At 61.1% G+C, this 25,879-nt stretch carries 22 protein-coding genes and 1 pseudogene; 15 read left to right on the forward strand and 8 right to left on the reverse strand.

Annotated features, from left to right (window positions below):
- Nucleotides 1–97: 97 nt before the first annotated feature.
- Nucleotides 98–562, forward strand: a pseudogene (locus BX592_RS09350) (IS3-like element ISBam2 family transposase); the annotation flags it as partial.
- A gap of 427 nt (nucleotides 563–989) precedes the next feature.
- Here the strand turns inward: BX592_RS09350 and gyrB are convergent.
- The 3 genes from gyrB to dnaA form a co-directional block, all read right to left on the reverse strand.
- Nucleotides 990–3,461 carry a DNA topoisomerase (ATP-hydrolyzing) subunit B gene (gene gyrB / locus BX592_RS09355; protein ID WP_134191413.1) on the reverse strand — a complete coding sequence of 824 codons (2,472 nt, stop codon included), beginning with the start codon at nucleotides 3,459–3,461 and terminating at the stop codon, nucleotides 990–992.
- Nucleotides 3,462–3,574: 113 nt separating this feature from the next.
- The gene (gene dnaN, locus BX592_RS09360) at nucleotides 3,575–4,678 is read right to left on the reverse strand and encodes a DNA polymerase III subunit beta (RefSeq protein WP_134191415.1); all 1,104 of its coding nucleotides are present in this window, start codon (nucleotides 4,676–4,678) and stop codon (nucleotides 3,575–3,577) included.
- 363 nt (nucleotides 4,679–5,041) lie between these two features.
- Nucleotides 5,042–6,649: a chromosomal replication initiator protein DnaA gene (gene dnaA / locus BX592_RS09365; protein ID WP_243849440.1), complete on the reverse strand. Its 1,608-nt coding sequence runs from the start codon at nucleotides 6,647–6,649 to the stop codon at nucleotides 5,042–5,044.
- 512 nt (nucleotides 6,650–7,161) lie between these two features.
- Here dnaA and rpmH point away from each other — a divergent pair.
- The 4 genes from rpmH (at nucleotide 7,162) to yidC (ending at nucleotide 9,911) form a co-directional block, all read left to right on the forward strand.
- Nucleotides 7,162–7,296, forward strand: coding sequence for a 50S ribosomal protein L34 (gene rpmH, locus BX592_RS09370; RefSeq protein WP_004198824.1), 135 nt, complete (start codon nucleotides 7,162–7,164; stop codon nucleotides 7,294–7,296).
- A gap of 59 nt (nucleotides 7,297–7,355) precedes the next feature.
- Nucleotides 7,356–7,868: a ribonuclease P protein component gene (gene rnpA / locus BX592_RS09375; RefSeq protein ID WP_134191419.1), complete on the forward strand. Its 513-nt coding sequence runs from the start codon at nucleotides 7,356–7,358 to the stop codon at nucleotides 7,866–7,868.
- A gap of 104 nt (nucleotides 7,869–7,972) precedes the next feature.
- Nucleotides 7,973–8,203 (forward strand): membrane protein insertion efficiency factor YidD, encoded by a 231-nt coding sequence (gene yidD, locus BX592_RS09380; RefSeq protein WP_134191765.1) that lies wholly within the window; start codon nucleotides 7,973–7,975, stop codon nucleotides 8,201–8,203.
- A 28-nt stretch (nucleotides 8,204–8,231) separates the two neighbouring features.
- Nucleotides 8,232–9,911 (forward strand): membrane protein insertase YidC, encoded by a 1,680-nt coding sequence (yidC, locus tag BX592_RS09385; protein WP_134191420.1) that lies wholly within the window; start codon nucleotides 8,232–8,234, stop codon nucleotides 9,909–9,911.
- A 156-nt stretch (nucleotides 9,912–10,067) separates the two neighbouring features.
- Here yidC and BX592_RS09390 read toward each other — a convergent pair whose 3' ends face one another.
- The gene (locus tag BX592_RS09390; protein WP_134191422.1) at nucleotides 10,068–10,496 is read right to left on the reverse strand and encodes a helix-turn-helix domain-containing protein; all 429 of its coding nucleotides are present in this window, start codon (nucleotides 10,494–10,496) and stop codon (nucleotides 10,068–10,070) included.
- 349 nt (nucleotides 10,497–10,845) lie between these two features.
- Between BX592_RS09390 and mnmE the strand changes: the two genes are divergently transcribed.
- A complete protein-coding gene (gene mnmE, locus BX592_RS09395; protein ID WP_134191424.1) occupies nucleotides 10,846–12,246 on the forward strand; it encodes a tRNA uridine-5-carboxymethylaminomethyl(34) synthesis GTPase MnmE in 1,401 nt (466 codons plus the stop codon).
- A 53-nt stretch (nucleotides 12,247–12,299) separates the two neighbouring features.
- Here mnmE and BX592_RS09400 read toward each other — a convergent pair whose 3' ends face one another.
- From BX592_RS09400 to BX592_RS09405, 3 genes are all read right to left on the reverse strand, one after another.
- Entirely contained in the window at nucleotides 12,300–12,593 is a 294-nt protein-coding gene (locus BX592_RS09400; RefSeq protein ID WP_243849441.1) for a hypothetical protein, read from the reverse strand.
- Nucleotides 12,594–13,071: 478 nt separating this feature from the next.
- Nucleotides 13,072–13,242 carry a hypothetical protein gene (locus BX592_RS33750; protein ID WP_166676324.1) on the reverse strand — a complete coding sequence of 57 codons (171 nt, stop codon included), beginning with the start codon at nucleotides 13,240–13,242 and terminating at the stop codon, nucleotides 13,072–13,074.
- Between the two features lie 144 nt (nucleotides 13,243–13,386).
- A complete protein-coding gene (locus tag BX592_RS09405) occupies nucleotides 13,387–14,019 on the reverse strand; it encodes a LysE family translocator (protein ID WP_134191426.1) in 633 nt (210 codons plus the stop codon).
- Between the two features lie 493 nt (nucleotides 14,020–14,512).
- Between BX592_RS09405 and sap1 the strand changes: the two genes are divergently transcribed.
- Nucleotides 14,513–14,854 (forward strand): surface attachment protein Sap1, encoded by a 342-nt coding sequence (gene sap1 / locus BX592_RS09410; protein ID WP_134191428.1) that lies wholly within the window; start codon nucleotides 14,513–14,515, stop codon nucleotides 14,852–14,854.
- Between the two features lie 542 nt (nucleotides 14,855–15,396).
- The gene (locus tag BX592_RS09415) at nucleotides 15,397–15,975 is read left to right on the forward strand and encodes a YaeQ family protein (protein ID WP_134191430.1); all 579 of its coding nucleotides are present in this window, start codon (nucleotides 15,397–15,399) and stop codon (nucleotides 15,973–15,975) included.
- 133 nt (nucleotides 15,976–16,108) lie between these two features.
- Here BX592_RS09415 and BX592_RS09420 read toward each other — a convergent pair whose 3' ends face one another.
- Complete coding sequence (locus tag BX592_RS09420; RefSeq protein WP_134191431.1) at nucleotides 16,109–16,534, reverse strand: VOC family protein; 426 nt, start codon at nucleotides 16,532–16,534, stop codon at nucleotides 16,109–16,111.
- A gap of 506 nt (nucleotides 16,535–17,040) precedes the next feature.
- On the opposite strand from BX592_RS09420, the gene ada reads away from it, so the two are divergent.
- The 7 genes from ada to BX592_RS09455 all read left to right on the forward strand — a co-directional run bounded on the left by ada (nucleotide 17,041) and on the right by BX592_RS09455 (nucleotide 25,761).
- Entirely contained in the window at nucleotides 17,041–18,195 is a 1,155-nt protein-coding gene (gene ada / locus BX592_RS09425) for a bifunctional DNA-binding transcriptional regulator/O6-methylguanine-DNA methyltransferase Ada (protein ID WP_134191433.1), read from the forward strand.
- Nucleotides 18,192–19,106: a DNA-3-methyladenine glycosylase family protein gene (locus tag BX592_RS09430; protein WP_134191435.1), complete on the forward strand. Its 915-nt coding sequence runs from the start codon at nucleotides 18,192–18,194 to the stop codon at nucleotides 19,104–19,106. The genes ada and BX592_RS09430 overlap by 4 nt, the downstream gene beginning before the upstream one ends.
- 474 nt (nucleotides 19,107–19,580) lie before the next feature.
- Nucleotides 19,581–21,194, forward strand: a complete 1,614-nt coding sequence (gene gshA / locus BX592_RS09435) for a glutamate--cysteine ligase (RefSeq protein ID WP_134191437.1) — start codon at nucleotides 19,581–19,583, stop codon at nucleotides 21,192–21,194.
- 263 nt (nucleotides 21,195–21,457) lie between these two features.
- Entirely contained in the window at nucleotides 21,458–21,952 is a 495-nt protein-coding gene (locus tag BX592_RS09440) for a hypothetical protein (RefSeq protein ID WP_134191439.1), read from the forward strand.
- A gap of 111 nt (nucleotides 21,953–22,063) precedes the next feature.
- The gene (locus tag BX592_RS09445) at nucleotides 22,064–22,765 is read left to right on the forward strand and encodes an OmpA family protein (RefSeq protein WP_134191441.1); all 702 of its coding nucleotides are present in this window, start codon (nucleotides 22,064–22,066) and stop codon (nucleotides 22,763–22,765) included.
- A gap of 575 nt (nucleotides 22,766–23,340) precedes the next feature.
- On the forward strand, nucleotides 23,341–23,712 hold the full coding sequence (locus BX592_RS09450) for a hypothetical protein (RefSeq protein WP_134191443.1): 372 nt from the start codon (nucleotides 23,341–23,343) through the stop codon (nucleotides 23,710–23,712).
- 384 nt (nucleotides 23,713–24,096) lie between these two features.
- Nucleotides 24,097–25,761, forward strand: coding sequence for an efflux transporter outer membrane subunit (locus BX592_RS09455; RefSeq protein ID WP_134191444.1), 1,665 nt, complete (start codon nucleotides 24,097–24,099; stop codon nucleotides 25,759–25,761).
- The last annotated feature ends 118 nt before the right edge of the window (nucleotides 25,762–25,879 follow it).

Consider the following 25,879-nt stretch of genomic DNA (forward strand, 5'->3'; position numbering starts at 1 on the left):
GAATCAGTTTGCTATTCTGTTTGGCGATCGATTCACGCAGGCGCGCGGCTAACGATTCCTTTAACCGCCTCACCCACAAAAATGCGGACAGGTTCGCCGGCGCGTGAAGTGCCTGACCGTCGTCGACGACTTCACGAAAGAGGCTGTCGACATCGTCGTCGACCATGGCATCTCAGGTTTGTATGTCGCTCGGGCACTGGACCGTGCCGCTCGCTTCCGTGGCTATCCCAAGGCGGTGCGAACAGACCAGGGACCGGAATTCACGAGCCGCACGCTCGACCAGTGGGCGTATGCAAACGGGGTGACCCTGAAGTTGATTCAGGCGGGCAAGCCAACGCAGAATGCGTACATCGAATCGTTCAACGGCAAGTTCCGCGACGAATGCCTAAACGACCACAGGTTCACGACGCTGGCGCACGCTCGGGCTGTCATCGCGGCATGGCGTCAGGACTACAACGAGCAAAGGCCGCACAGTGCACTGAACTACCTTGCGCCGTCGGAGTTTGCGGCGAAACATCGGGCAACCGCGGATGCTCCTGCCGCTTTCCAGGAGCTAGTTTAAAAGGACTTTGCTAGAAGCCCATCGGCCCTATTGAAGGGGGCAGGTCAAGGGCACAAGCAGTGCCCCAGAGGTCACACCAAACAGAGAAAACAAAAAGCCGGCTCAAGGCCGGCTTTTTGTTTGCGAAGCATAAGGCTGCACTTTGTAAACGGAAGCATAACTCTGCACCCCGTGCAAAATTATCCTTCCTGTCTCATGCTTAGACTGCTTTAGATAATCTGTCGGTAGAGCGGAGGAGGATCGAACTCCCGACCTCGCATTGCGAAGGCGTTGCTCTTACTCCTGATGTAACAGCACATGAGATGCATGTGCGGAACCGACGCTCTTTCTCCGCAATAACATCACGAAAGTCTAGTCATTTCCGTTGTTTCGCGTCTAAGTAATTCGGCGATAGTCTAATGAATTCCGTTTCCCTGCAGCAGACGAATCAAACATCAATATTTCCCGCACGCAGCGCGTTAGACTCGATAAATGCACGGCGCGGCTCAACTTCATCGCCCATAAGCGTGGTGAAAATTCCGTCGGCCGCGATCGCATCTTCAATTTGAACTCGCAGCAGCCGCCGCACATTGGGATCCATAGTCGTCTCCCAAAGCTGCTCAGGATTCATCTCGCCCAGCCCCTTATAGCGCTGCTTCGAAACATTGCGCTCAGCGTCGGCGATCAACCATTTCATCGCGCTCTTAAAGTCGCTAACGGCCATGCTGCGCTCGCCACGCTTAATAACAGCACCCGTTCCAATCAACCCTTTGAATGTATTCGCAGTGTTCACGAGTTGCTGATAGTCAGCCGTCAGTTGAAACTCTTCATCGATAACCGAAACTTTCACGTTGCCGTGATGACGCCGCTCGACACGTAGCGAGCGCAGTTCACGCACCGGGTCATACATCGGATGCACACTGACCTCGGGCTTGAGTGCGTCATCGCGCAGCTTTGCTTCGAGCGACTTTGCTGACACTTCCGTAGAAGCTTCACTGGAAAGATCGATCGTGACGCCGTCCATAACAGCTTCAAGTGCGTTGGCGTCGTACAGCTTGCTCAGGCGCTCAACTACGGCTTGAGCGAGCAAATACGAGCGAGCCAGTTCGCCAAGCGCGTCGCCGGCGATCGGCGTAGCACCTTCCGACGCGATAAGTTCGGAGCCATTCAGCGCAAGACGAAGCATATGCGCGTTGAGCTCAGCACCATCCTTAAGATACCGCTCGTCCTTCCCCGCCTTAACCTTATAAAGCGGCGGTTGCGCGATATAGATATACCCACGCTCGATCATCTCCGGCATTTGCCGATAGAAGAACGTCAGCAGCAGCGTCCGAATGTGTGCACCATCAACGTCCGCATCCGTCATGATGATGATGCGGTGATACCGCAGCTTATCGAGGTTGTAATCCTCCTTGCCGATGCCACAGCCAAGCGCGGTAATCAACGTAACGATCTGTTCAGAAGACAACAGCTTGTCGTACCGCGCCTTCTCAACGTTAAGCACCTTCCCACGCAGCGGCAAAATCGCTTGGAATTTGCGATCGCGACCTTGCTTAGCAGACCCGCCAGCAGAGTCACCCTCAACGATATAAATCTCCGACTTAGCCGGATCCTTCTCCTGGCAGTCAGCGAGCTTCCCAGGCAGCCCAACCCCATCAAGCACACCTTTCCGCCGCGTCATCTCCCGCGCTTTCCGAGCAGCATCACGAGCCCGCGCAGCATCCACAATCTTCCCGCAAATAATCTTCGCGTCGGCCGGCGTCTCAAGCAAAAACTCTTCAAGCGCCTTAGCGACAACTTCCTCAACCGGCGCGCGCACTTCGGACGAAACCAGTTTGTCCTTAGTCTGCGAACTAAACTTAGGCTCCGGCACCTTCACGGAGAGCACGCACGAAAGCCCTTCACGCATATCATCGCCAGAAGTTTCAACCTTAGCCTTCTTAGCAATCTCTTGATCGGTGATGTACTTATTAATCACCCGCGTCATCGCCGCCCGCAACCCAGTCAAGTGGGTCCCACCATCCCGCTGCGGAATATTATTAGTAAAGCAAAGCACATTCTCGTTGTAGCTATCATTCCACTGCATAGCCACTTCAACGCCCACACCATCCTTCTCCCCGACGATATGAAAAATCGTCGGATGCAGCACGCTCTTGGTCTTGTTGATGAACTCAACAAACCCCTTCACGCCACCGCCAAACGCAAAATCATCTTCCTTACCCGAGCGCAAATCCGTCAACCGGATCCGCACACCGTTATTCAGAAACGACAACTCCCGAATCCGCTTAGCCAGAATGTCATAGTGGTATTCAACATGGCCGAAGATCGTCTCATCCGCCATAAAGTGCACTTCAGTCCCACGATTCTCCGTATCGCCCATGACCGGAATCGGCGAAACCCGCTCGCCATTCACTTCCTCGACAACACGGTTCTGCGGCACGCCGCGATGAAACTCCATAAAGTGCTTCTTCCCATCGCGGCGCACGGTCAACCGCAACCACGACGAAAGCGCGTTCACGCACGACACACCCACGCCGTGCAACCCGCCCGACACCTTATAGCTGTTCTGATCGAACTTCCCGCCCGCATGCAGCTCAGTCATCACGATTTCCGCCGCGCTGCGCTTCGGATCGTGCTTGTCATCCATCTTCAGGCCAGTCGGAATACCACGGCCGTTATCAATCACCGAAATCGAGTTGTCCGCGTGAATCGTCACGTGAATATCGTCGCAATAGCCCGCCAGCGCTTCGTCGATCGAATTGTCCAGCACTTCGAACACGAGGTGGTGCAGACCGGTCCCGTCCGATGTGTCGCCAATGTACATACCCGGTCGCTTGCGCACCGCCTCCAGACCTTCCAGGATCTGAATCGACGAGGCGCCGTAGCTGTTATCGGGTTGGGTATGGTTCAGTTCACTCATGGGTTCCTTCCGGTTCTGCGTACTGCTTCGTTACTGCACGGGGTATTTTCAAAACACCATAAAAACGGCAAAGGGGCGATGCGCCCCTTGGTCTGTTCTTATTGTCGGTCGCGTTATATGCGCATCGGCATCACCACATATTTGAATTCGTCATTCTCGGGAATCGTAATCAACGCACTCGAGCTAGCGTCGCCCAGGCTCACCTGCAACATGTCCACCTTCAGGTTCGCCAGCACGTCCAACAGGTACGTGACGTTAAAGCCAATATCGACGGCGTCGCCCTGATACGCGATTTCCAGTTCTTCCTGCGCTTCTTCCTGGTCCGCGTTCGTCGACATGATCTTCAGCTGGCCCGGCTCGATAATGCAGCGCACGCCCTTGAACTTGTCCGACGTCAGAATCGCCGCGCGCTGCAGCGAGCGCTGCAACTCCTCGCGCCCGATCACGAACGAGTTCTTGTGCGTCTTCGGAATCACGCGCTGGAAATCCGGGAATTTGCCTTCCACCAGCTTCGACACCAGTTCCACCTGGCCAAAGCTGAACTTCACTTGCGTCGGCGCAATGTCGATCTTCAACACATCGTCGATATCTTCAAGCAGACGCTGCAGTTCAAGAATCGTCTTGCGCGGGATGATCACTTCCTGGCGCGCAAACGAGCCTTCAATTTTCATCGACGAAAACGCCAGACGGTGGCCGTCCGTCGCGACCGCCATCAGTTGATTCCCATCCACCACCAGCAGCATGCCGTTCAGGTAGTAGCGGATGTCCTGCTGCGCCATCGCGAAGTACACCATGCCGAGCAGCTGGCGGAACGTCTTCTGCGGCACCGCGAGGTTCGCGCCGAAGTCCTTCGCTTGCGAGACCGTCGGGAACTCGTCCGCGGCCAGCGTTTGCAGCGCAAAGCGGCTCTTGCCGGACTGCACCGTCAGACGCTTGTCGTTCAGCGTCAGCGTGACTTGCCCGTCGGGCATCGCGCGCAGAATGTCGAGGAGTTTTCTTGCTGCGACCGTCGTCGCCACCGATTCACCACCGACGCCGAAGTCGCCATGGGTGGTGATTTGTAGCTCGAGGTCCGTCGATAGGAACGACACGTCGGGGCCGTTCTTGGTAATCAGCAAATTGGCGAGGATCGGCAACGTATGGCGGCGTTCAACAATGCCACTCACGGTTTGCAGCGGCCTGAGGAGGTTATCTCGTTCGGTCTTGACCAGTTGCATAGAGTTCCTTCGTTGATGTGTCGGCCTGCTCGCTTTGCCTGATCGCTTCGACCAGCTAGCGCGTGGGCCCCGGCCCCCCGCCGGCGCCCTACCGCGCGCCGTCCGGCGTCATTCACCTACCCCGCTCGCCTTAGCCAACTCAAAGTCGCTCGGCCGGGCGGTTAAACCTATATTGTGCCTGAAAACGGTAGCGCTTCCTTAATTTGGGGGCGCGCAGCGAAAGAAACAGATCGATTTTGCCGATCTGTCTTAGTCGCCCTGCTCGCGCTGGTTGCCCCTTATCGCCTTGTCAGCGATCAAGCCCCGGTTCGCTCCGCCTGCGATGCGAGTGACTTCGCCCGCCGGGCCGCCGCCACCGCCGCGTCAGCCCTTGAGCGTCTGCTCGAGCACGTGCAGTTCGTGGTTCAGCTGCGCGTCCTTGCCCCGTTCGTCCGCAATCTTTCGCACCGCGTGCAGCACGGTCGTGTGGTCGCGGCCGCCGAACAGCTCGCCGATTTCCGGCAGGCTCTTCTGCGTCAACTCCTTCGCCAGATACATCGCGATCTGCCGCGGGCGCGCAATGTTCGCAGGCCGCTTCTTCGAATACATGTCCGCGACCTTGATGCTGTAGAAATCAGCGACGGTCTTCTGAATGTTTTCGACAGAAATCTGCCGGTTCTGAACCGTCAGCAAATCTTTGAGCGCTTCCTTCGTCAGCTCGATCGTGATCTCGCGGCCGTGGAACTTCGAATACGCGAGAATCTTCCGCAGCGCGCCCTCCAGTTCCCGCACGTTCGACCGAAGGTGCTTCGCCACGAAAAACGCGACGTCTTCCGACAGGCTCACGCCTTCCGATTGCGCCTTGCGCATCAGAATCGCGACGCGCATTTCCAGCTCGGGCGGTTCGATCGCGACCGTCAGGCCCGAGTCGAAGCGCGAGATCAGCCGGTCGTCGATGCCCGAAATTTCCTTCGGATACGTATCGCTGGTGATGATCACCTGCGCCTTGTTCGCGACCAGCGCCTCGAACGCGTAGAAGAACTCTTCCTGCGTGCGCGACTTGCCGGAGAAGAACTGGATATCGTCGATCAGCAGCAGGTCGAGCGAGTGGTAATAGCGCTTGAAGTCGTCGAACGCTTTGCGCTGGTACGCCTTCACGACGTCCGATACGTACTGCTCCGCGTGGATGTAGCGGATGCGCGCGCCGGCTTTGTCCATCAGCAGCTGGTTGCCGATCGCGTGGATCAGGTGCGTCTTGCCAAGGCCCACGCCGCCGTACAGGAACAGCGGGTTGTACGAGACGCCCGGGTTGTCCGCGACCTGAATCGCCGCGGCGCGCGCAAGCTGGTTCGCTTTACCGGTGACGAAATTGTCGAAGGTCAAAACCGGGTTCAGCTTCGAGCGCTCGTACATCGAGTCGGTCTCGCCGCTGTTGCCGGCGGGCGTCGCGCCTTGCGCCGGGCGCCACGTGCGGCGCGCGGCGGCGGCTTCGTTGGCGTCGAGGCTGGGGAGATCGAGGTCGGCGGCATCGTCTGCCGCGCTTTGGCGTGATGAATGGCCGTGGGCGTACTGTGAGGCGCCCATCGTGGATGCACCGCCTGCAGCCGCGGTCGCGCCGAAGCCGCCAATACGCGCAGCCTGCGCCGCTTGCACGGCGCTCACCGCCGCGTCGACCGCGGCCGCGCCGCCATTCATCGACGACGCACGCGCCTGAGCCGGCGCCTGCGGTGCCCCGCGCATCGAAGCCTTGGGATCGAGAACGAACTGCACGTCGACCGGCGTATGCCAGAAATCGCGCGCCATGTCAGTGATACGTCCGGAAAACTGGCTTTTCACCCAGTCGAGCTTGAACCGGTTCGGCGCCGCAATGCTCAACGTGTGAGCGTCGGCATCGAAGGAGACCGGGGCCAACGGTTTGATCCACGTCACGTACTGCTGGGGCGTCAACTCACGCTCCAGCAATGCGGAACAGTGTTGCCAGAAATCGTTCATCGAGTCGCTGTCGTTATGGTTGCACCGCGCATTCGCCGCTGCTCTTGTCACGCATACGCGACGAGGGCCCAAAACAGTCGGACGAAACAGCTCCAGACGCTTGTGCCACAAGGGTTTGCGGCTACGAGCGTAGTGGAGCGGCGTGCAGGATTCTTGGGATGTAAGGCGAGATTCTAAACCCAAATCGAGCGCGCAAGTTGAGTTATCCACAGGGCACGATCAATGGCGTGCGGGGTGGTGTGCATCGTTTGCGTGACGCTTCCGTGGCGCCTACGTGCGATACTTCGCGGCGCGAACGCCGACCTAAACTATTGACGACCAAAAGAAAACCGGTTTAAATAGCGGGTTCCGCAGAAACCAATTTCTCGTGCCGCCCGGTTGATGTCAGTGCCGGGTCGCCAAGCGCCCGTTCCAGGCGTGGTTCCCGGCGTGGATCCAAGCGCGCCGCACAGTCCGCAAGCGGTCATGAGCGGTTCCCAAGTGGACATTTCACACAAGAAAGTGAGAGCAACATGAAACGTACTTACCAACCTTCCGTTACCCGTCGCAAGCGCACCCATGGTTTCCGCGTGCGCATGAAGACCGCCGGCGGCCGCAAGGTCATCAACGCTCGCCGCGCGAAGGGCCGTAAGCGCCTCGCCATCTAAGGCAGGCTCGGCCGTCGTCATCAGCGGTTTTTGCGCATCTATCTGTAGTGCCCCGCGCTGTGGCTGATCCCCGCGATGTGGCGGGAACGGCAGCAGCCGCGCAGCAATCGGGTCTCAAAGCCCAGTTGCCGCAAACGCAAGCCGCCTTTCCCAAAGCCGCCCGACTGCTCAAAACGGATGAGTTCTCATCCGTTTTTCGTTTGCGTCCGTGGCGGCGTACCGCGCATTTCGTCGTCTATGCGCGGCCTACCGGGAATCCGGCACGGCTCGGGTTGGTTATCGGCAAGAAGTTTGCGCCGCGCGCCGCCACGCGGAATCTGATCCGCCGGCTCGCGCGCGAAGCGTTCCGGGTGCGTCGCGGGGAGTTCGGCGGGTGGGACGTGTTGATCCGGCTTCATACGAAGATCGACAAGAAAGCTTTCCCCAGCGCCGCGTCGGCGCCGTTGAAGGCGTTGTGTCGCGGTGAGATCGAGTCGCTGTTCGATAAGGTGGCCCGCGAGATCGTGCGGCGTGAAGCCGCACCACCCGATGCTGCCGCGCCAGCCGGTGCGGAAGCGCCGCGAACCCGATGAAACCCTGGGCTTGCGTTCCGCGCGCTTGTCGTCATCTGCAGGCGCGACGTCCTGGCAACATGCCGGGTTTTTCAGATGCGCGGCGCGGTCCGGCCGCTCTAGCGATGCAAACGGTTCTGTTCGCTTTACTGCGGTTTTACAAAGTTGCCGTGAGTCCACTGCTCGGCAACCGGTGCCGTTTTTATCCTTCCTGTTCTGATTACGCGCGCGAAGCAATCCAGTATCATGGCGCCGCGCGCGGAACGTACCTCGCCGTCAGGCGTCTGTGCCGCTGCCATCCGTTTTCGGCCGGCGGCGTCGATCTTGTCCCGCCACCCAAATCTGAAAAGCGCTGAGGCGCTCTCGCCTCGACACTGAGACAACATGGATATCAAACGCACGGTCCTTTGGGTCATCTTCTTCGTATCGGTTGTCATGCTCTTCGACAACTGGCAACGGTCCCACGGGCATCCGTCGATGTTCTTCCCGAGCGCGACGCAGACGCACACCACAGCGACCGCGGAGCCGGGCACGACGACGCCTGGCACGCAGCCTTCTGATCTGCCTCCGCAAGCGGCTAACGCAGCAGCGGGTGCCGCGCCTGGCGCGACCGCACCGGCTGATCAGCAGGCCGCGCTGGTGCCGTTTAGCACTGACGTGTTCCGCGGCGTGATCGATACGCGTGGCGGCACGCTGTCGAAGCTGACGCTGATCAAGCAAGGCGACGGCGGTAAGGAGCCGGACCTCGTGATCACGCTGTTCGATCACACGAAGGACCACACGTATCTCGCGCGCACCGGTCTGTACGGTGGTGATTTCCCGAACCACAACACGATCTTCACGCCGCTGCCGGATCAGACGCATGACCTCGCGTCCGGCAAGGACACGATGTCGATCAGCCTCGCGTCGCCGGAAATGGGCGGCGTGCGGACCATCAAGACGTACACGTTCACGCGCGGCAGCTATGTGATCAACGTCGAAACGAAGGTCGAGAACGTCGGCACGAAGCCGGTCGCGCCGACCGCGTATATGGAACTCGTGCGCGACAGCCAGGCGGTCGAAACGCCGCGCTTCTCGCATACGTTTATCGGACCGGCGGTTTACACGAACGAGCATCACTTCCAGAAGCTGTCGTTCAGCGACGTCGACAAGAATAAGGACGATTACGCCACCACTGCGGACAACGGCTGGGTCGCGATGGTCCAGCATTATTTCGCGACCGCGTGGATTCCGAAAGAGGGCGTGAAGCGCAACATCTACATCAACAAGATCGACCCGCAGCTGTATCGCGTGGGCGTCACGCAGCAGCTGCCGACCATTGAACCGGGTCAGTCGTACACGGTGTCGGCGCGCCTGTTCGCCGGTCCTGAAGAAGAGCGGATGCTCGAAGGCATCGCGCCGGGCCTCGAGCTCGTGAAGGACTACGGCTGGGTGACGATCATCGCGAAGCCGCTGTTCTGGCTGCTCGAAAAGATCCACAGCTATGTCGGCAACTGGGGCTGGGCAATCGTGCTGCTGACCGTGCTGATCAAGGCGGTGTTCTTCCCGCTGTCGGCGGCCAGCTACAAGTCGATGGCGCGCATGAAGGAAATCACGCCGCGGATGCAGGCGCTGCGCGAACGCTTCAAGGGCGATCCGCAGAAGATGAACTCGGCGCTGATGGAGCTCTACAAGACCGAGAAGGTGAATCCGTTCGGCGGCTGTCTGCCGGTCGTGATCCAGATTCCGGTGTTTATCTCGCTGTACTGGGTGCTGCTGTCGTCGGTGGAAATGCGCGGCGCGCCGTGGATTCTCTGGATTCACGATCTGTCGCAACAGGACCCGTTCTTCATCCTGCCAGTGCTGATGGCCGTGTCGATGTTCATCCAGACGCGACTGAACCCGACGCCGCCGGACCCGGTTCAGGCCAAGATGATGATGTTCATGCCGCTCGCGTTCTCGGTGATGTTCTTCTTCTTCCCGGCGGGTCTGGTGCTGTATTACGTCGTGAACAACGTGCTGTCGATCGCGCAGCAGTACTACATCACGCGGATGATGGGCGCGAGCAAGAAGAAGCCGGCGTGATAGGCGTGGTGCGATGAGCGGCGCCGAAGTGGCTGCCGTACTTCGCGCGATGCCTACTTACAGCACGAAGTACCAAAAGAAAGCCGTCCCGAGGGACGGCTTTTTTATTGCGTCACGCCTGTTGCTGGCGTTCTTGCCCAACGCCCACGCAGTTGATCACTCTTCCTCGACGTCACCGTAGAATTGCGCGATCAACTCCTGCACCAGGTAGCGATGATGCGGCGCCAGCGATTCAATCTTGTTCGCCATCTCAAGCGATTCCGGTGACACCGGATATTTATCGTCGGATGGTGGCGGCGTTGCCTTGGGCTTCTTCTTCGTGTTCGTCACCTTCGGCGACGGTCCATAGTGCAGCCAGTGCAAATCGACGCCGAGCGCTTTCGCAAGCGTTTCGAGCTTGTCCTGTTTCGGAATCGTGCGACCTTTGAGCCATTTGTCCACGGTCTGTGTGGAAACGGGCTCGCCTTGATAGCGCAAGTTGAAAAACCGCGCGAGCTCGGTCGGACCCTCCGGCTTTCCCGGGGCGCGTCGCAACGCAAGCTTCAGGCGATCGGCAAAGGCCTGCTTTTCGTCGGTAGTAGGCATGCGCAGATTGTGCAATTCGATCCGATCGCCGTAGCCAACCAGGCACGCTAGGATTAGCGTATTTGAGATATTGCTAACTCAGTTAAGAGCCGAATCAGAGAAGTCATCGCGGTAGCGCTTGATGCCTAAACGCAGGATGCGGAACCCGGCACATGTGAGATCGCGCCAGAGTCAACCTAATTTATCCTTTCTTTACCTTATCTCAATTAAGATAAGTCTGCATGTGCCTTCGGCAAATTAAGACACGGGGCCGCGCCCCAAGGCACAGCGAACCGCGCGATACAATGCACGGCGCTTGAAAAACCGGTCGCGCCGCGCACTTTGCGACTTTTCAGATTGTCGATTTGCCATGCTCTCAACCGATTCCGATCCGATCGTCGCCATTGCCACCGCACCCGGGCGCGGCGGGATCGGAGTCGTGCGGATTTCGTTTGGACGGGCAGAGGAAGCCGCAGCCGAATCGGTGATGCGCGCGCTCACCGGACAGGTGCTGAAGCCTCGCCACGCAAGCTACGTCGGGTTTCTCGACGCGGCCGGCAACCCGCTCGACCGCGGCATCGCACTGTACTTTCCGGCGCCGAACTCCTACACCGGCGAACACGTGCTCGAACTGCAAGGGCACGGCGGTCCGATTGTGCTGCAGTTGGTGCTGCAACGCTGCATCGACGTCGGCAAGGCCTTCGCGTTGCGTCTCGCCGAGCCTGGCGAATTCACCCGCCGCGCGTTCCTCAACGACAAGCTCGACCTCGCGCAGGCTGAAGCCGTCGCGGATCTGATCGAAGCGAGCACCGAAGCCGCGGCGCGTTCGGCTGGACGTTCGCTCGAAGGCGCCTTTTCGCGTGACATCCATGCGCTGGTCGAAGACGTGATCACGTTGCGGATGCTGGTCGAAGCGACGCTCGACTTCCCCGAAGAGGAAATCGATTTCCTCGAAGCCGCGGACGCGCGCGGCAAGCTCGCACGAATTCGCGAGAAGCTGGCGGTCGTGCTAAGTGAAGCGCGGCAGGGCGCTTTGCTGCGCGAGGGGCTGTCGGTCGTGCTCGCGGGGCAGCCGAATGTCGGCAAATCGTCGCTGTTGAATGCACTGGCGGGCGCCGAACTGGCGATCGTTACGCCGATCGCCGGCACGACGCGCGATAAGGTCGCGCAAACGATCCAGATCGAAGGCATTCCGTTGCACGTGATCGATACGGCCGGCTTGCGCGACACCGAAGATGAAGTTGAAAAGATCGGCATCGCGCGCACGTGGACCGAGATTGAGAAGGCAGATGTCGTGCTGCATTTGCTCGACGCGCGAGAACGCATGAACGCAGAAGACGAGCGGATCGCTGAGCGTTTTCCGAAGGGCGTGCCGGTCGTACGCGTGTTGAATAAGACCGATCTAACGGAATTCCCGGCGGCCGTGCACGAACTCGATGACGCTCGCGGCGCCTCAGTGCGCGAGATCCGGCTTTCCGCGAAGCATGGCGACGGTATCGCGTTGCTGCGAGCCGAACTGCTGCGAATTGCCGGATGGCAAGCGGGCGCGGAGAGCGTTTATCTCGCGCGAGAACGGCATCTGATCGCACTGCGCGCCGCCGACGAACACTTGACGCTCGCCACACAGCACGCCGACCAGAACGCACAGGCACTGGATCTGTTCGCTGAAGAATTGCGGCTCGCTCAGGAGCAACTGAATTCGATTACCGGCGAGTTCACATCCGACGATCTATTGGGCGTGATCTTTAGCCGGTTCTGCATAGGCAAGTAGCGAGGCCACCAAGGTAGACCAAACCGCGCGGCCCGGGCTCGCTCGGCGACCGCCTACGCCGACTGCACCGACTGCACCGCCTCATGCGTTCCCCGCGCCCCGTCGTTTCCATCGACCGGTTGCGGAAACATCACGCCGAAGCCGCCGGCGTCGAACTCATCGAGTTCGAGCAGCAGACTATCGATTGAGCAAAGCTGAGCCTTGGTCAGCATCGGCGCTTCAAGCAACCGATGCAGGCGCGTTCGCCAATAACTCGACGACAGGATCGGACCGCCAAGGTCCCCGGTCAACGATGGACGCATCACGCGCGCGATATGCGCAATATCGCGATCAAGCAACCCGTTCATATGCGCCCCCCCGGTGCAATTGTCAGGTCCGTACGTTCTCGTACTTCTGATGTTCTGATGAATACTGTAGCGTCGATTTAATCGTCGCGCCACCCTCGGAAAACCGCCAGGTTGCATTTGATGCGCGATGGGAAAATCGAGTGCGACAAGCCAAGCGTACGCGCGCGACTACCAGCTCGATTGGACGAACAATGCGGCCTTTGGGGGGTATTTTGCAGTGCACGAACGGCAACTGCGGAGAATCGTAACGCTACGCTAGCGGACTGCTCGCCCGCTACGCGACCTGTCAGCATGGGGCCATCACCGCGGACATCTGCCGTCCCGCCGCGCGGTTGAATCCCCGACTGCACAACGTGGTCAGAGCGAGACTCAACAGCGTCAGCGCGCCAACACCGACACGACGTACGCCACCCGCGAAAACGAACAAACAACCTCGGACGCGTCCTCGCTCTCGCGCAGCGACCCGCCTTCGGGACGTTCAGTGATGCAGCAGGCTACGGATCGGGTGCCGCCAATCCATCCGATGCGCCGCCTCGAATTCTTCCTCGAGCTGATGACGGTGTTCTTGCCAAAGCTCATCGGAGAATAGGAAAGCGACGATCAAAAGCGGCACGATCAGAAATGCGCCCAAAACCAGATGCTCGATCACATTAGCCTCCTGGGATCGATGTTGACTCGCAATTGCATTGTAGGCGTCCTACCTTCCACTGCGTGCAATTCATGCGGGTGCGCACGCACAATCTTTCTCACGTTTGGCGACCTCGGCCACGCATTGGTCGCGCCTCGGTCCGGCTTAGGCAGCGGCCTTTTTCCAGGCCGCTGCGAGCATGCCGGCCCCGATCAGTAAGCTTCCACCCGTCCGATTCACAGCAAGTTGCACGCCCGGACGACGGATCGCCCGGCGCGCCGCCGATGCAAGCAGCGCATAACCCAACGCATTGATTGTGCCGAGCGCAACAAACGTTGCTTCGAACAGGGCGATCTGCGACCAGGTTGCCACTTGTGTATCAATAAACTGCGGCACGAAGGCGACAAAAAAGACGATGCTCTTCGGGTTCAACGCCGTTACCGCGTACGCATGGCCAAAGATGCGGCCGGTGTGCGTCTCTGCGCTGGCGGTGAACGCCGCGTCGCCGGCTGTCACCGGCGCTCGCCACAGTTTCACGCCCAGATAGATCAGGTAGGCCGCACCCACCCACTTCAGCGCGGTAAAAAGTGTCGCGGATGCAGCGAGGATCACGCCCAGGCCGAGCATTGACGCGGTCATCGACGTCAGATCGCCAAGCGCAACGCCGGCGGTAGTCGTCAGCGCGTAACGCCGCCCGTGGCCGAGCGCATACGACACGACCAGCAGCACGGTGGGGCCTGGAATCGCGACGAGAATGGCGGATGCGATAGCGAACGGAAGCCAGTGGGCCAGCGTCATGACGAGATCTCCCTGGAAAGTCGCGATTTATCCACGAACTCTCGCGAAGCGCAAGACGAGTCGCCAGCGTCGCACATCCTCGGGAAACACGTTGTCGTTCGGGCATTATTTTTATTCTTCGTTTGCCACATCACACCGTGCGTTTTTGCGATGACGGCGAATGACTTTGTGTGCGACGCATCAAGGGGCGTTAAAACCTTTAGCCATTCGCTTAATTGCTGGTTCTCGTAAACGAGAATAAGCGCCGCAAAGGATTGTCAGACAACGCAATCCGACGCAAACCTGAATGCTTAAGCGATTAGAAACGCATCGATACAACGCGCAATGGCGCGCGCCGATATGCGCTGGCGAAGGTGCGACAATCCGCCGCTATTGCAGTCGCACACAAGATGTGCTTGTCGTCCAGCTAACATCTTCTAGAGTGAAAGTTGCGGGTCATCCCCTGAAGTTAAATACATAGTTAACCTGAGTATTAACCCGCACGGAGGTTTATATGAAGATGCGAGTCGCCGTTCTCTTCGTTATGGCCAGTTTGGCTGCGGCGTCTGCCGCTCAGGCCCAGGACGCCGTCATCAAACCGCAGCAGACCGTGCAATTCAAGCCGAATTCGTATGGCTGTCTGTCGAAGGACAAGCTCGACGCCGTGAATCAGCATGAGCAAGCCGGCGAGCAGCAGAAAATGCAGGAATATTTCTCCGGCTTCCAGTGCCTCTCCACTCCGGAAAACGCGAATTTCCGCGTCGTCCGTGTAGTCGGACATGAAGTCGAATTCGTGAACGCAGCGAATAGCGACACCGAAGGTCTCTGGACCAACGATCGGTTTATCAAGCAATAGTCGGTTTTCACCCGACGCATAGTCGGGGAAAGCCAGACAGTAGCGGTCATTAGAAGACCGAACAAGCGAAGCGATTGCACGCGCGGAAAACGGCTGGGCGAATAATACGCCTGGCCGTTTCGCGTTTTGCTCGTCGGCGCTCGCGCATACCAACATCCCGCATTCATCGGATGCTTTGCGCATGAACGGGCATCGCGTCATTGCGCATCCCTTCACGGCAACGTCTCTCCGTCGCCATCGCAGTGTCATCTCCGGTCGGCAGATTCGGTATGATCACGCTCCTCGTGCCTCTTTTGATTCCGCTGATGGTTAGTTTCCCGCGGCACGCTCATTGCTTCGTTTCAAATCATAGGAAGCTGAGCGGTTTGTGGCGGCAAGCGAGAAACACCGTCGACGTCGCGCTCCGGCAAAAGCTGTTTCAACCGCGAGACGCGCATGCGCGCGACAGAGCGACCGACAGAGGCGGTACGAAAATGGCACGCTATTACGGCCCCGAATCACTCTTTACCATCCGGTCCGCGTTTGCGGGGCCGGGACTTTCCATGGCGCTCAAATCGACAATCTATAAGGCCGAACTGCAGATAGCCGATATGGATCGGCACTACTACGCCGACCATTCGTTGACCATCGCGTTGCATCCGTCCGAAACCGCCGAGCGAATGATGGTCCGTGTCGCCGCATTTGCGCTGTTTGCGCAGGAAAGGCTGGAATTCTGCAAAGGGCTCTCCGACACCGATGAGCCGGATCTTTGGGAAAAGGACCTCACTGGCGCGATCGAAACGTGGATCGACGTCGGCCAGCCGGACGAGCGGCGCATCGCCAAGGCGAGCGGGCGCGCGAACAAGGTGATCGTGATTGCATACGGCGGGCGAACTTCCGACATCTGGTGGCAGGGCGTGCGCAACAAGGTCGAACGGCTGCGAAACGTCACCGTTTGGTCGCTGGGTGATGGCGTTGCGGAAGCACTGGGCGCGCTCGCGCAAAGGACGATGCGTCTGCAATGCACGGTGCAGGACGGCGACGCGTGGCTCGGCAGCGCCGATTCAGACGCGGTGCCGATCGAATGGACGGTGCTGAAGGCGGCACCGGATGCGAATTCAGTGGCACACGGCGTCAAGTGAACGCCGGCGCCGGGCAGCGCCGGTGAGGCAGGCGAACTGCCTGTCTGGGATGTGCGCTTTGCTCGAGGGACGCGGCAATTACGGTCGCGTTGGAGGAGCGGCGCGACGAAAGGGCGCTGGGCGCTTGCGCCCGTTAGAGCGAAGTCGTCCGTGCGGCCTCCGGCGGCCCCTTCAGCTCGACCATATTGCCTTCTGGATCGAACAGATAAATCGACCGGCCAAACCCATCCGCGCCATAGCGAACCGCTTTCTCGCCAATGCGCGCACCGCGTTCGATCAGATGCGCTTCAAGCGCGGCTTCGTCGAATGGCTCGATGCGCAGGCACAAGTGATCCATATTGCGGCCAGCGCTCGGCGGTCCGCTATCCGGACGATCGATCTTCGCGCCAATCTGCAGCAGATCGATCAGCGATCGCCCCGCCCGCAGTTGGGTCAAGCCGATGTCCCGTTGCTCCTTTTCGACGCTGCAACCCAACGCATCGCGGTAGAAACGCGTCATCGCGTCGACGTCTGCGACCCTGATTACGACGTGGTCAATCTCGCGGATGTGAAACTTCATGGATGCCACCTCTTCGCTGGTTCCGACCGTGAGGAAGAGTGTAGGGGAAAGGTGAGGTAGCCAGCGCGAAGCGGCGCAAAATGGAAGGAGGCGCGCGCGGCGGACCGGGTCACGCCAACCGCCGCACCGGCACCGGTCACCCGCGGCAGACGCCGGCGGAACCGAATGCGCCGCACCCCAGCCCCCGCCATACGACACCACGCAAAACGTATGGACGAAAAAAAGCCCGCTGAATTTGAGCGGGCTGAATCCATATCAGGAGGAGACATGGAGGAGACAGGAATCACTATACACAACGCCCTACCGCGACGCAATATTTTTTTAAGGGAAAACCCGATGTCGTGTCGTTTTGCCGCATCAGCATAGGGATTTGCGATCGGCCCCCAATATGTGGGAGCGCCCCAATGCTGAGCCGCGAGCGGCGATGACAGAGCAAGAACCGGAGCGTAGTGTGTCGACGTGCGCCGTAAATTGGAACCGTCGAAACTTACCTACGAGCGCTGACGATGAAACCCGTCTATTCCACTGATTCCGACCGTTGGGCCGCTGTCGCGCGCCATGACGCGCAGGCGGACGGCGCCTTCTTCTATGCGGTGAAGACGACCGGCGTATTCTGCCGGCCGTCATGCGCGTCGCGGCAGCCGCGCCGCGAGAACGTCGAATTCTTCGTGACGCCGGATGACGCACGCGCCGCCGGCTACCGCGATTGCAAGCGCTGCCAGCCGGCTGGTTTGCCGCGCGAAATGGAGATCGTCAATCGCGCATGCGCGGTGCTTGACGCCGATCCGCAGCAGCGGCTTACGCTCGCGCAGTTGAGCGACGCAGTGCACGTCAGCGCATTCCATCTGCAACGACTGTTCAAGCGCGTGGTCGGCGTGTCGCCGCGGCAATATCAGGCAGCGCAACGCGGCGCCGCGCTGCGCGACGCGCTGAAGCGGGGCGCGAACGTCACCCGCGCAACCGTCGATGCCGGATTCGGCTCGCCATCGCGGATGTACGACACCGCGCCCGCCGAGCTCGGCATGGCGCCGTCCGCGTATCGCCGCAAGGGTGCGGGACTGGTCGTGCGCTATGCCCGCGCGGCGACCGCACTCGGCGTCGCGCTGGTCGCGGCCACCGACCGCGGAATCTGCAAGATCGCGTTCGGCGATGACGAAGCGGAGCTCGTCGTGGCACTGCGCAGCGAATTCGCCAACGCCGAGATCGTCGAAGATGCGACGAAACTCGCACCCTTCGTCGCACAGATCGATGCGTACCTGCGCGGATCCCGCCAGCGCATCGACCTGCCGCTCGATATCGCGCCGACCGCGTTCCAGCAGCGCGTCTGGGACGCGTTGCGTCGGATTCCGTACGGCGAGACGCGCAGCTACGCGGATATCGCGGCTGCAGTCGGCTCGCCGCGGGCGGTACGGGCGGTCGCCGGCGCGTGCGCGTCGAACCCTGTGGCGCTCGCGATCCCATGCCATCGCGTGTTGCACAAGGACGGCTCGCTGAGCGGTTACCGCTGGGGCGCGCAGCGCAAGGCGGCGCTGCTCGATGCGGAGCGGCAGCGCGGCGACGGCACCGCACCGTGCGCCACCGCCGCATCGGCGGGCGACGCTTCGATCAGCGGTAACTCCATCTCAAACGCAACAACCGCCGACCTGGATCACGCCGCTTGAGCACGCCGAACACCGTCAAACTCGAACTTCCGTTCAAAGCCCCGTTCGACTGGCCGCGCACACTGCGTTTCTTCGCCGGCCGCGCGACGCCGGGCGTCGAAGCCGTCGAAGACGGCGCGTACCGCCGCGCAATCGAATGGGCCGGCGACAGCGGCACGCTGCAGGTCACGCGCCATCCGCGCAAGCATTGCCTGATCGCGACGATCGACGGCGCCGCCGCGCGCCACGCGCAGGCGCTCGCCGCACCGATCTCGCGGATGTTCGACCTGCGCGCCGACCCGCGTGCGATCGGCGCGTGCCTTGCCGCCGATCCGTGGCTCGCGCCGCTCGTCGACGCGGCGCCGGGCCTGCGTGTGCCGGGCGCGTGGTCCGGTTTCGAGCTGGTGGTGCGTGCGATCGTCGGCCAGCAGGTCAGCGTAAAGGCGGCGACGACCATCATTGGCCGGCTGGTCGAGCGCGCCGGCAAGCGCATCGACGACCATCCGCACGAGCGCACCGCATGGCGTTTTCCGACGCCGGCCGCACTGGCGTCGGTCGATCTTGCGCAAATCGGTATGCCTGGCAAACGCGTCGCCGCGCTGCAAGGCTTCGCGCAAGCGGTCGCGACCGGCGCGGTTCCGCTCGACGATCCGGCCGCCGACACCACGACGCTACGCGACGCGCTGCTCGCGCTGCCCGGCATCGGCCCGTGGACGGTCGAGTACGTCGCGATGCGCGCATGGCGCGACCCCGACGCGTGGCCCGCATGGGATCTCGTGCTGATGCAGTCGATCGCCGCGCGCGATCCGGCGCTGGTCCGGCCGACGCAGCAGCGCACGCGCACCGACGCCTGGCGTCCGTGGCGCGCGTATGCGGCCATGCATCTGTGGAATGAAGTCACCGACCGGATGGGCGCGGCGCGCGGCGGTTGATCGTTGACGTTGCTAACGGAGATAGGGTGGCTGCGCCGGCTCGCGGCCGCGCATGAGAACGGCGGCCCGAAGCGCCGCCGTCAACCATCGAAACGATCGCGCGCGGTGTAAAAGTCACCAACCGGATGAACACATTGCACTCGAGTTGATCGTTGACATCGCTAACGATGCGTCAACCGCGCCGGCTAGCCGCCGCCGCTAAGCTCAGCGCCCCGAAGCGTGACGATCAACCATCCAAACGATTGCGCGCCGTGAAAAACCCCCGCGCGCAGCGTACAGTAGACTCACCATCGGACGCCCGATTCAAAGCAGATTGTGTTGCCATCGAGCCGCTTTGAAAGCCCGCAAAGTCACGTCAAGCAGCCGTCGTGGCGAGATGTTAAAGTGCCCGCTACTGAAAATTGCGCTGCACGAGGTCAACCGCACCAAGCATGCGGTAGCCGGACACTACCGGCAACGTGCGATATCCGTTCAATGCCAAACACGAAATCCCCCCGCACGACCGACGCGCTGCAACACCGCCTGTCCGTGCTGACTTCCGGCCCGCAGCGCGACGCGCTGACCACGGGCCTGCGCGGCATCGAAAAAGAAAGTCTGCGTGTCACACACGACAGTGTCCTCGCGATGACGCCGCATCCTCGCGCGCTCGGTTCCGCGCTCACGCATCCGTCGCTGACGACCGACTATTCGGAAGCGCTGCTCGAACTGATCACGCCCGCCGAGCACGATGCGTCGCTCGCGCTCGAGCAACTCGACACGTTGCATCGTTTCGTTTACTCGCGGCTCGGCGACGAGATCTTGTGGAACAACTCGATGCCCGCGCTGCTGCCTGACGACGACCAGATTCCGATCGCGCGTTACGGCTCGTCGAACATCGGCAAGCTGAAATACGTATATCGCGTCGGCCTCGCACTGCGCTACGGACGCACGATGCAATGCATTGCCGGTATCCACTACAACTATTCGCTGAACGAAGAAGTGTGGCGGTTGCTGCACGCCGATCAGCAATCCACTGCGTCCGCGGTCGATTTCCAGTCGGAACGCTACCTCGCGCTGATTCGCAATTTCCGCCGCACCAGCTGGCTGCTGATGTATCTGTTCGGCGCGTCACCGGCGCTCGACCGGCGTTTCCTGCGCAATCGCCCGCATACGCTCGACGTGTTCGACGCCGACACGTTCTACCGTCCGTACGCGACAAGCCTGCGGATGAGCGACCTCGGCTACTCGAATACGACAGGCCAATCCGCGCTGCACGCGGACTACGACACGCTTCCCGGTTATCTCGAAGCGCTCGCCGAAGCGGTCAGCCAGCCGTATCCGCAATACGAAGCGATCGGCACGAAACGCAACGGCGAATGGATACAAATCAATACCAACGTATTGCAGATCGAGAACGAGTTCTACTCGACGATCCGTCCGAAGCGCGTCACGTATTCAGGTGAACGGCCGCTGCATGCGCTCGCGGCGCGTGGCGTGCAATACGTCGAAGTACGCTGCATGGACATCGACCCGTTCGAGCCGATCGGCATCTCTCTGGAAGCCGCCCGATTCCTCGATGCGTATCTGCTCGTCTGCGCGCTCGACGACAGCGCGCTGCTGCCGCCGCCCGCGTACACGGAAGCCAACAAAAACTTCTGCCTCGTGACAACGGAAGGGCGCAAGCCGGGCCTCGAATTGATCCGCGACGGCCAGCCGGTCGCGATGGTCGACTGGGCAAATGAACTGCTCGACCGCATCGCGATTGCGGCGGCGACGCTCGACACGATTCACGGCGACGACAGTCACGCGCGCGCGGTCGCCACGCAACGCGCGAAACTCGCGGACCCATCGTTGACTCCTTCCGCGCGCGTGCTGCAAACGATGCGCGACCGGCAGCAGGGCTTCCTCGCATTCGGACTCGCGCAGAGCGAGGCGCACGCGGCATTTTTCCGCGCGCACCCACTCGATGCGAAGTCGACGGAGGAGTTCACGAAACTCGCGACGGAGTCACTTGCAGCGCAGGAAAAGCTCGAGCGCGAAGAGGTCGGTTCATTCGACGCATTCGTCGCCGCTTATCGCGCGTACACGCTGAACCGGTTCAGCGTTTGACTCGCGTGTAAAACATCGCGGCGTTGCGCACGCCGCGATGTAACGTCTACCCGTTTTCGAAGACGGCTCGCACGCTGAGCAGCAAGAATTCCGCCGCCGTCGCGTGCTGTTTCACTGGGCCATTTCACTGGGCTGTTTCACCACGCAGCTCCGGACAGATGAAACACGCCCGACGCTTGCAGGTCCAACCCGTATTGCAGACCGACCGGCGCGCAACGTAATCTGCGCAACCGGCGTGCTTCGTTCAGGGAGGAAGAAGTGCGATGAAAAGAGGTCTCCTGGCAATCTTGTGCGTGCTCGCCGCCGGATGCTCGACGCGCGGGCAGGTCAATCCCGACGTGATGCAAACCGCCACTGCACCGCTCACGTGCACGACAAAGGCCGAATGCGATACGTGGTGGCAACGTGCGAAAACGTGGGTCACCGATCACTCGCGCTACGACGTGACGATCAGCACCGATTCGCTGATCCAGACCGCCGGCCCGGATGGCGGCAGGCGCGCGCTGGCGTATCAGATTACGAAGACGGGCAATAACGACGGATCATTCACGATCGGCTTCTCGGCGCATTGCGACAGCTCGCTCGGCTGCAAACCGAACCCGTGGGAAGCGGGCGCGGATTTCAAGCAGTTTGTGCGAGGCGGCAATGCGAACGACAATGTACCGGCTCACGCGCCGGCTCCGTCCGCTGCGCACCCGACCGACACGATGCCGGGGCAAACGATGCCATCACCTACCGGTGAACCCGTGTCGCAGTAATCAGCCAGACGCGGCACAGCGCGAGAGCTGAATGCTTTAAGACTTCTCCGATTGGTGTTGAACGGGCCCGAATTTATTGTTCGAGCACCTTTAATTCCATCGGGAAGCCCCATGATCATTCGACTCTCCGTCGCTGCCGCGTGCGTCGCCTTTGCGGCTGGTTGCACGACTTCGTCTGGCCTGACCTACAACAACGATGTGATCACACTGGCCAATGGCACGCAGGCGCATCGGGTGCAATGTCTGGGGCTGGCGCAGAGCAGCCAAAGCTGTATGGACCAGGTGAAGAAAGTCTGCGGCGACAGGCAAGCGTTGCGCGTTTCCGCAGTCGATCGCGCGGCCGCCGGTTACAAGCCGGATAACGACCCGCGCGAAATCCTCTTCACCTGCGCGGCGCCGGTGGTCCCGCAGCCCGCGCCGCCGGTCGCGACGCAACCCGTTGCGCGGCCCGCGCCGCCTGCGCCGGTGCGCAAGGTCACGTTGCAAGGCGACGCAAACTTCGAACTCAACAGCGCGTCGCTGACACAGACGGCGAGAGCGAATCTCGACGATCTGATCGCCGCCAATCGCGGCGTCGATATCCAGCAACTCACGATTGCCGGCTATACCGATTCGACCGGCTCCACTGCGCTGAACGAGCGGTTGTCGGTCGCGCGTGCTCGCTCCGTGCAGGCCTATCTCGGTTCGCACGGCCTGCGCGCCGCGAAGTACAGCGTGAACGGTTACGGCAGCGCGTCGCCGGTCGCGCCTAATTCGACCGCCGCCGGCCGCGCGAAGAATCGCCGCGTCGAAATCCTGGTAGAAGGTCAGTAAAACGACACCGCGGTTTTCCTTTTCCGCCTGAAAGCGCGGATCGTCGTTCCCCGGTCCGTTTAGTGCGGCGGCATCTGCATCAGCCGATGCCGTTTTTTTTCGCCCGTACGGTTTGATTGCGTCAAAACGCGAAACAAGGATCGATAGGTTACGCACATCCATCCAATAGCTTCCATGCCTAGGCAACTAAAACATTGCCCGGATGCCGTCCGGTTTCGGGTACGTTTTACCGCAGCATAGGCCAGAGCCACCCCGGCCCCTCTGGCGGTCCAATTCCCAGGACGATTAGATGAAACTTGCATAAAATGCTTTTATAAGCACTATATGCGGCGTCTCATGCAACGACATACGCTCAATCGCGCGATCAGATTCATATGACAAAAACTCGATCGCGGCAGGTCGGCTGGCTGAAAAACAACACGCGCTTCAGGGTCGCGCGCGAAGTATGTTGAAACTTAATTGCATAGGCAATATTATGTCAGTCAACGAGTTACGCGCGATTCGCGCCACCCGAGACCATGTTCTGACCGATTCGCCGCGTGCCCGCTCCGGCCGGCCGCAGAGGAAATCCCGCGATGCTGTATCTGAAAAACACCCTTGGCGGCTTGAGCCGCTCCCTGATCGATTCCGCGCTGCTTAATTTTCAGAAGCCGTATCGCTGGTGGAAACTCGCGCTGTTCGCAGTCGTTTTCGTTCTGCCGGGCGGATCGTTGGGGGTGTTATTTCTTGCGTGGATCGATCATCGGCGTACGCGTCGTGGTTCGAAAACCGCATCGGTCAAGCCGGTCGCGGTGCTGGTCGCAACGTCGGTGAAAGCAAAAGCACCGTCAGCCATCAAAAGCATCGCGCCGGGCGCAGCGATCTGCCAGAGCCGCCCTGATGCGCCCGCCTGTCGTGCGGCGGCTGGCAAGCAGGCTCGCCAGGTCTCTTCCGACGCTCGCGTCTGATCGCTTGATCGCAGTCAACATCGCATCGCCGGTTCAGCACAGTTTCAGCCGCAACCGCCGGTGCGATGTCGGCCGCCGCGTTCGCGGCCCAGCGTCTCATCCGTCTGTTCCCTTCGCAAAAGCATTGCCGCCTGTCGCCAGACGCGCGCCGCAGTAACGGCGCGTAACCGTGCGGAAACCCTCCGTAACACACCTGCAAGGCGCGCCGCATTACTCTTCTGTTTCCCGCGCGCGAGGCGCGCAGTAAGCTACCGGTCGCACGTCGCTTCCTTGTCCATGTTGCGGCGTCGCTCACACATTCGTTCACCATCACGCAGCGACCACGCGAGAACCGCCGGAGTGTTGTGCACTCTCCACCGGCTGAATCGACAGGAATTCATTTGCATGCAGTCTGATTTCACCTCGCGCCGCCGCGCCGCCGCACCCCGCGTCACGACGATCGCCGTCGCCGCGGCACTGTTCGCGATGCTAACCGGCTGCGCGGTCGGGCCCGACTACAAGCGGCCGACGACCGAGATTCCCGCGTCGTTCAAGGAAGCCGCGGAAGGCTGGAAGGTCGCGCAGCCGTCCGACCAGCAGGATCGAGGGCCGTGGTGGACCATCTATAACGATCCGCAACTGAACGAACTCGAGGACAAGCTCAACGCATCGAACCAGACGATCGCGCAGTTCGCCGCCGCGTACCGGCAGGCGCGCGCACTCGTCGCCGAAGCACGCTCCGCGTATTTCCCGCTGGTCACGCTGAGCGGTAACGGCGAACGGCAACAGTCGCCATCACGCAGCGGAGGGTTTGTCACCGGCTCGGGATCAGTCGGCTCGTCGGGTGCGATTACCAACAGCTTCAGGCTGTCCGCCGACGCCACATGGGAGCCGGACCTGTGGGGTCAGGTAAGCCGCACCGTCGCCGCGCAGAAAGCCGGGCAGCAGGGCGCCGCAGCCGATCTCGCCAACGCGCGTCTGTCCGCACAGGGGACGCTCGCGCAAACCTACTTCACGCTGCGCTCGCTCGATGCGCAGCAAAAGCTGCTCGATGACACTGTCGTCTCGTTCGAGAAGTCACTGCAACTGACGCAAAACCGCTATGCGCAGGGCGTCGCCGCACGCTCCGACGTGATCCAGGCACAGACGCAGCTGCAATCGGCGCAAGCCGCGGCAATCGACAACGGTGTGGCGCGCGCGCAGAACGAGCACGCGATTGCGGTGCTGATCGGCCAACCGGCGTCGACCTTCTCGCTGCCGCAGGCGCCGCTCGATGCGACGCCGCCCGATGTGCCGGCGCAACTGCCGTCAGCGCTGCTCGAGCGGCGGCCCGATATCGCGTCCGCCGAGCGCAAGGCAGCGGCGGCGAACGAGCAGATCGGCGTCGCGATTGCCGCGTACTTTCCGACCGTGACGCTTACCGCGACCGGCGGATTCGAAAGCTCGGTGTTTTCGCAACTGCTAACCGCGCCGTCGCGCTTCTGGACCGTGGGACCGCAGCTCGCGGCGACGCTGTTCGACTTCGGCTTGCGCAGCGCGCAGACCGACGCGGCGCGCGCTACCTATGACCAGGACGTCGCCGCTTACCGTCTGACGGTGCTCGCCGCGTTCCAGGACGTCGAAGACAATCTCGCGTCGCTGCGTATCCTCGGCAAGGAAATCGTCGTTCAACAGCAGGCGGTGCAGTCCGCGCAGCAGGCGCTCGATATCGTCACCAATCAGTACAAATCCGGCACCGTCGACTTTTTAAACGTGCTGACCGCGCAAACCACCGCGTTCACCGCGGAGCAGAAGCTGTCGAGCATCGCGGGGCAGCGGATGGTGTCGTCGGTCGGGCTTGTGAAGGCGCTCGGCGGCGGCTGGGATGTCGCGCAAATGGATCGTGAAACCGGCGGAATGGCGGCGCCGGCGCCAGTGCCGGCGGAGGCTGCATCGGCGCCGCGGGCGGCAGCGAGTAGGGCGACGGTCGCGGCAACAACGGCGCAGCCGGCGCGAAGCGTTGCTGGATCGAAGAGCGGTCAGCCGGTCGCGCAGAAGCCCGCCGCACCTGAGGACGCGCGCAACGAGTAGTTATCGTAGGCCCGTAGCGGGCGCCTTCCACGTGCGAGAGCGTTCGCCCGGCACGACGCGCGCTTGCCCCGACATCGAGACATCGAGACATCGACCAGCGCCGATCGCGCGAACCACT

Origin of the sequence: Paraburkholderia rhizosphaerae, assembly GCF_004366595.1 — a bacterium.
GTDB classification, from domain to species: domain Bacteria; phylum Pseudomonadota; class Gammaproteobacteria; order Burkholderiales; family Burkholderiaceae; genus Paraburkholderia; species Paraburkholderia rhizosphaerae.